Source organism: Crystallibacter degradans (assembly GCF_012952295.1).
Lineage (GTDB): Bacteria > Actinomycetota > Actinomycetes > Actinomycetales > Micrococcaceae > Crystallibacter > Crystallibacter degradans.
Genome location: NZ_JABBCH010000027.1, coordinates 21,433 through 27,492 on the forward strand (window position 1 = coordinate 21,433; position 6,060 = coordinate 27,492).

The following is a 6,060-nucleotide window of genomic DNA, read 5'->3' on the forward strand; positions in this document are numbered from 1 at the left end:
GAGAATTGTGATGTGCCCCGAATCTACAAGCCGCTTCCCGGACTGCCGCCAGAGGTTGGAAATGCGTTGAGTGTTTTCAACGCCAACACTCTTCGGGCAGCCATCATCCGGGATCTGGCCCAGCATCCCGGCGGTGATACAACGGGAAACATCGCCAAGCGAATCGGCGTGGATTACCGGCAGGTCTACGCTCACATCAAGACGCTGGAAGCTGATGGTCTCGTCTCTGCTGAGGGAGAAGTAGGTGAGCGCAATGGGAGACGTGTCCGTTATTCCATTGATCTTGGCAACCTGCGGGACCAAGGTGTCATATACATGAAGTATCTGCTGGGGGAATGAGCAGGATCCCTTGGTCCGCGCTTGGAATGTGGGGCAAGTGCCAGAGTTGAGTTCGCTGGAGACCGGGATGTCGGCGGCGAAGTTTTGGGGACCGTTGGCGTGAGCCTTGATCCCTCTGAGGTTTGCCGGCACGCAGGCCTTGCTACCCACCGAAGTGGCCAGGGCGCCTGCGCCAATTAGGCCACCCAGCGTGCATAGGCAGGCCGGGGAGGGCGCTGGGGCATGTCATGCTCCAGAGTCTACTGAAAAAATTTCAGTAATGAAACTTTTTCAGTCGGGCGGGCCTTGCGTATCTGGGCGCGGCGGAAGGTTACGCAGTGCTTCGGTTACTGCACGCAGGGCGTCCACATTAACTTCGCCCAGCACACGGGCCGCGAAATGCTCAACTTCAGCGATGCGGTATGCCTCGATCAGGCGAAGCTCCGCCTCGACTCTTTCAGGGATGGGTCCGCTGCGCTGAAGGAGATAGTTCTCATCTACGTCAAAGAAGTATGCCAAGGCTTTGAGTAGTTCCGGATCCCAACGGTTGTCCGGAGAACCTGCCAACAGACGATGCCATCGGGTCTTCGTCAGCGTGAAGCCTCGTTCAGCGAGACCTTGGCGAATCTCTTCATAAGTGAAGCTGCCTGCGTCCTTGGCATGGACAATGTCCAAAAGGAGCTGAATCTTGGAGGCTAGGACCTCCCTATCAGTCCGCGGATCCACGGGCCTTTCGCTCTCGCTCATACTTCCTGCTTTCGTGTGCAACAAGTGGTTCGTGCCTGATCAGTTTCTGTCAGTGGCAACGAGTCCACTCCCCCAATTTGTGCACCATAGTCATTGAATTCCTCAGCTGCCGAAGTTCGGCTGGTCTTGGAATCGTAAATAACTATTGTGTCAGCCTAGGATAAGGCCGCATGAGACGCCGAAAACAATGACGCCTGTTATAAAACCTACGCTGACTTGGGAAGTTGTGTGATCTCCGAGGTAGACACGGGACCAGCAGACCAAGGGCGCTGCCACAACGAACGGCAAACCCCACCATCCAAAAATCAGGACGGAGGCCGTTGCCGTGCCGCCAAGTGTTAGGGCATGACCGGACATCTTCCAGATGGGGCTGATCACGATCAACGTCAGGATTCCGCACAGAATGCCGGCAATAAGTGCCCAGACCTGGGTCGACGCGCCAATCGTTGCCAAGATTGCGCAGCCGATCAGTGCAGAGCCGAGAGTCCAAAGCATAACGGGCCGTCTCTGCTTCTTGTCCCCCACGTGGTGATCTGTCAAAGTGCCCCTCTTGGCCAGCACAACTACGGCCAGTAACGGCACCAGGCAGATCGTAAGAGCCGCGATCATTCCTGGCATGAGCGAAACATGCCATGTCGTATCTCCGCCTTTCACCGAGGCGAGGATGAGCAGGAGTGATAGCACGAGAGGCGGCTGCGCCACTTCCGTAGCCACCCTGGCCACGCGGGCAATCCCCTTCACGGGCTGGTATGCGGGTGGAGTCTGGGATGTTGCTGTCATGGCTTTGCTTTCGTTTGAAGCTCTGAATGCAAGGAACAAGGGTCGCCGTCGAACCGAGACTGCACGGAGGTCAAGACCCGGCTAGCCAACCATGGCGTCGGTTTCCCGGTAGGGGCTATCCGATGATCGCTGGCGCGGATCATGAATTCGTAAAGCCTGCCGGAGGGATCCTTCGTCGTAAAACTCTCCCCCACCTTGTGCAACCAGGTCGTGGGACCAAGCTCCCAATAAGACCTCGACAGCATGAGGGTCAAGACGAGCAGTGCCGTTCGGTCCTGAAGTTGAAAATAGCGACCAGCCTTGACCATGGGCGGAATCCCAAGCCCAAGGGATGTCAGCAGAACACCAGTGTAGAAGAGCGGCGAAAAAAGCATGTAGAGAATACCCGTAAGTTCGCGGCTAGTGCTGACGAACTCCAGCGACAAGAACAATATTTCATCAGTGCACGCGAGCACGATTAAGGTCATGCCAGTGGCGACCACTGCAGCACTTACCCGAACAGGGCGGCTATCCTGGCGACGCAAACAGACTTTTAGAACCGACATTGCAAGAAGGCCCAAAAGTCCCATGTACACGACAGCGTAGATAAAGACAGCAGGTTGGTTGAGGTTTTCCGGAAGATACTCCGAGGTTGTGGGGACGAACTGTTGGAAGGTGAAAGGAATAGCAATCGCTAATGCCATAAACCCCACTACAGCAGGCCTGTGACTCAACTGCCGTCGGTAACCGTCGCCGTCAGAGTAAGCGGAGAAAATCCCCTCCCGTACGAGCCAGACAGCCACGGTAACGCATAAATTGCGCACAAGGTGCAGGACGTTGTGTCCGCCCATGGCCGCATCAATAGTTGCCTCGGGTACGACTACCCCAGTTGTGAACAACCCGAAGACGCCGACCCCCGTTGCGGCCAGGAAAGCTGTAGAGGAGCGCCACCGCGTCACAAAATACAAACGCACTGCAAACACTGTGGCCAATATCCAGAAGGCTGCGGCGGTCACAGCCCAAAAACCCTCTCGGCTTTGGAAATAGACTTCTTAGGCGCCGATTGGAGAATCTGAGCCAACCCGAAAGCCAAGTTTTCTGCAGCTGCTTCGGCTTCATCCAGAGGCACGTCGACTGCGCGGCACATCCAGCTGACCCCGCGTCGTTTACCGACCCCCGAAAAAAACCCAGCAGATAGCATGCCATCGAAGGGCTTACCTTTGTGTCCCAGGAGGATGTGGCTCAGTTCATGGAGTACAACGTGCCGGCTCCATGACTTCACTCCGGGAAGATAGCGCACAATGCCATGCGTGGGCGTATCAATCCAGTGACCCGTAACGCCTTCTCCCAGGGTTTCTGGTGAACCTTCCTCAAACACAAGCGGCTTTCCGTATTTACCCTCGACGGCGGCAACAAGATGGCTCAGATTTGGGTACTGGGGCAGATCCAGGGATTTGAGGACTTCCATCGTCAGCGAGGACCGCTCCATAGGGTCGGCTCCCATAAGTTACTTGCCCTCCCACCGTCACTGAAATTATTTCAGTAGTGTGTAGTATGAAAACAGCGCCCGTCAGGTAGGCCTGCAAGGGGCCACCCTACCAATGAAGGGTAACGACTGCTTGTTCAACGGCAATCTTGAAGGAGAACCTACTTGAAGATGACAGAGCCTGCAGCCGTGAGCACCTCCGGGACTTTAAAGAAACGTTGCGACACGCCTACCGCCATCGCACGTTTCGTTAATCAAAAACGATTAGATGACATTATGGCAATCCAAAAGCTCAGTCAGGGTGGACGCCCTTCAAAGGGCCCGCGGCACACATTTGTGGTCAAACTCGATATTGCGCGTGCCGAAAAGCTTCGCGCAATCATGGAACTCCTCGACACAAACGCGGTGGAATATCTGACTCCGCTCGTTGCCGAACACATTGATTCGATCAATCTTGATGAGCTGAGGAACCAGGAGGAGTTACCGATCCAACGCAGCGCATAGAAAAAGGCCCGTCCTTGCGGACGGGCCCTCTCAAAGTTTCCTACTCAATACCGACCGAAGCCGCCAAGTTTCACCGGTAATGAGCAACTTATAAACCGGGGTATTTTCATGCCCTGATCCATATGGAGTGATTCCATCATACACACACACCTTTTTCCAGTGGGTCATGTCGACCTGCCCGCCAGAGACGGCGTGTCGGATATCAACAAGCTCCCAAGGTCCCCGGCAGAACGGGAACAGGCGGAAGCTGAATGGCGCGCTCTGGCCAGCCTGCTTGCCTCGCAACCCCGGGTCCGTCTGTCCAAGGACGGCGGCAAGACATATAAGGACAGCGGCGAACGCGACCTCACCGACGCCCTTCCCTCGCTCCCGGCGGCAGTTCGCACCTGCGGCACTGATGGGCTGGTTCGGACGATCTGCCTTGACCTGGACACCAGCCGCGGCGGGCAGGACAAAGTCGATTCGGACTACAACGCACTGTGCCACTGGTTTTCCAGCAACGGCGTCCGCTGGATCGAAGACCAGTCCCCCAGCGGCGGCCGCCACCTCTACCTTCCGCTGAATTTTGGTGTCGCCTTCACCGACGCAAAGGAATTCGTCCAGGCGGCCGCGAAACGCTTCTCCAGCATCGACCCAGGCCCACACGAGAACGCCAAGACCGGTGCCATCCGCGTTCCTGGCAGTGTCTGGAAGAAGGGCGGCTTCCAGCGGCTCACGATGAGCCTGAACATCGCCTATGACATTGCGCGCCGGAACCGCAACAACTGGACCGGATGGAGCCAGCTAAGGGAAAGCCTTGTCGACGAACTGGCCGCTGTCCGGCAGCGGCGCGAAGAGCCGTTGGAGCTGCTGGAGCCGGCCGAAGCCCTTCACCTGGCTGGCGGACCCCGTGCCCTTCCTGCACTGAAGGAGTACACCGCCCGCAGCGGAAACTACGACACCACCCGTTACAGCACTCCCTCGGAAGCACGCCAGGGCGTCATGGCCTCGGCCGTAGCCGCCGGCTGGTCCCTGACCGATGTACAGCGGCGCATGAACCAGAACATCTGGGCCGGCATGGTCGCGTTTTACTCCCGCTACTCCCCCAGCAACAGGCGCAAAGCACTGCAGCGTGACTGGCGCAGCGCAGTCAAACACGTTGAAAGCTTCCGCAAAAAACCAAACCCCAGCGGCACAGGAAATAACAATGGGTATAAAAGCTACACAAGCCCGCCTAATACACACCCCCCTGTACTTACCCTGCTCCACCAGCCCGGCTCCCCTGCTGAGTACCAGTACTTGCTGACCTGGCGGAACGCGCTACGTGTCTACGAAGAATCCGTCATCGGATCCAGGTCGGGACTGGGTTACAGGATGCTGTTGCGGGCGATCGGCGAAGCAGCCCATAAGCGCGGCAGCCGATTCATAGAATTCGGGGTCAGGTCGCTGGCCATTGCAACCGGCACTCATGAAACGACGGTGGCCCGCCAGCTTCGTGAACTGTCCAGGACGGAGGCTCCGATGATCCGGCTCGCGCAGGAAGGCCGTGGACTTCGTGGTGATCTCTATGAACTGGTCATTCCGGATGAGTACCGGACACGGGCCGATGCCAAAGCATGGCGCCCGGGAAAGATCCATGCGCTCAGGCCGGTATTCCGTGAACTCGGCGTGGCTTCTGCGTTCGTCTACGAAGCGATCGAACGCGCAGACGGCGAACTTATCAGCGCGGACATCGCCAGAACCAGCGGCCTCTCCCCCAAAGCCGTAACACAAGCCCTGGAACTCATGGCCGCCTGGAACATGATCAGCCGTATCGCTGGACGCTGGCACATCGTCAAAGAGACCAGCCTGCGCACCCTCGCCGAATACTTCGGCGTCCTGGAAGCCATCGGCCGGCAAATGCAACGCTACCGCTCAGAACGAGTCCAATGGCTGCAGTGGCTCCTGAAACGAGCGCTATCCGGCGAGCCCATCCTGGCAGGCCCCAACGACGATTACCCGTACTGGCAATACGGGCCACCAGAGGACGAACAAACGATCGGCGCCCTGCTGTATGCAGAGGCTTCATAGCTGTGGACCTCTATCGATAGTCATCACCACCTAACGGGGAAAATCACGACTCGCCGCCGAGCCTGATGTATGCGCTCGTCAAGTTTTTGAGACAGTTCATCGTTGATTTTGGTTATGCGGCCAGGGGTTCCTGGTCGCGGGTTTGATGGGCGGCGAGGGCTGCCGCGGGGGCTTTACCGCCGGCTCTGGCGTTGGGC

The 6,060-nt window shown here is 57.6% G+C and carries 7 protein-coding genes; 3 read left to right on the forward strand and 4 right to left on the reverse strand.

Annotation, left to right across the window (positions count from 1 at the left end):
* Window positions 1-12 precede the first annotated feature (12 nt).
* Entirely contained in the window at window positions 13-339 is a 327-nt protein-coding gene (locus tag HGO92_RS23505; RefSeq protein ID WP_346769061.1) for an ArsR/SmtB family transcription factor, read from the forward strand.
* A 270-nt stretch (window positions 340-609) separates the two neighbouring features.
* Here the strand turns inward: HGO92_RS23505 and HGO92_RS21915 are convergent, their stop codons facing one another.
* From HGO92_RS21915 to HGO92_RS21930, 4 genes are all read right to left on the reverse strand, one after another.
* Window positions 610-1,065 (reverse strand): hypothetical protein, encoded by a 456-nt coding sequence (locus HGO92_RS21915; RefSeq protein WP_169998650.1) that lies wholly within the window; start codon window positions 1,063-1,065, stop codon window positions 610-612.
* A gap of 150 nt (window positions 1,066-1,215) precedes the next feature.
* Complete coding sequence (locus HGO92_RS21920) at window positions 1,216-1,845, reverse strand: phosphatase PAP2 family protein (protein ID WP_169998652.1); 630 nt, start codon at window positions 1,843-1,845, stop codon at window positions 1,216-1,218.
* Window positions 1,842-2,840, reverse strand: a complete 999-nt coding sequence (locus HGO92_RS21925; RefSeq protein ID WP_169998654.1) for a hypothetical protein — start codon at window positions 2,838-2,840, stop codon at window positions 1,842-1,844. Before HGO92_RS21925 ends, HGO92_RS21920 begins: the two co-directional genes overlap by 4 nt.
* Window positions 2,837-3,313, reverse strand: a complete 477-nt coding sequence (locus tag HGO92_RS21930; protein WP_169998655.1) for a hypothetical protein — start codon at window positions 3,311-3,313, stop codon at window positions 2,837-2,839. The genes HGO92_RS21925 and HGO92_RS21930 overlap by 4 nt, the downstream gene beginning before the upstream one ends.
* Window positions 3,314-3,481: 168 nt before the next feature.
* On the opposite strand from HGO92_RS21930, the gene HGO92_RS21935 reads away from it, so the two are divergent.
* Together HGO92_RS21935 and HGO92_RS21940 are read left to right on the forward strand one after the other, a co-directional pair.
* Window positions 3,482-3,814 carry a hypothetical protein gene (locus HGO92_RS21935; protein WP_205834936.1) on the forward strand — a complete coding sequence of 111 codons (333 nt, stop codon included), beginning with the start codon at window positions 3,482-3,484 and terminating at the stop codon, window positions 3,812-3,814.
* Window positions 3,815-3,973: 159 nt separating this feature from the next.
* Entirely contained in the window at window positions 3,974-5,863 is a 1,890-nt protein-coding gene (locus tag HGO92_RS21940; protein ID WP_169998657.1) for a MarR family transcriptional regulator, read from the forward strand.
* Window positions 5,864-6,060: the final 197 nt, after the last annotated feature.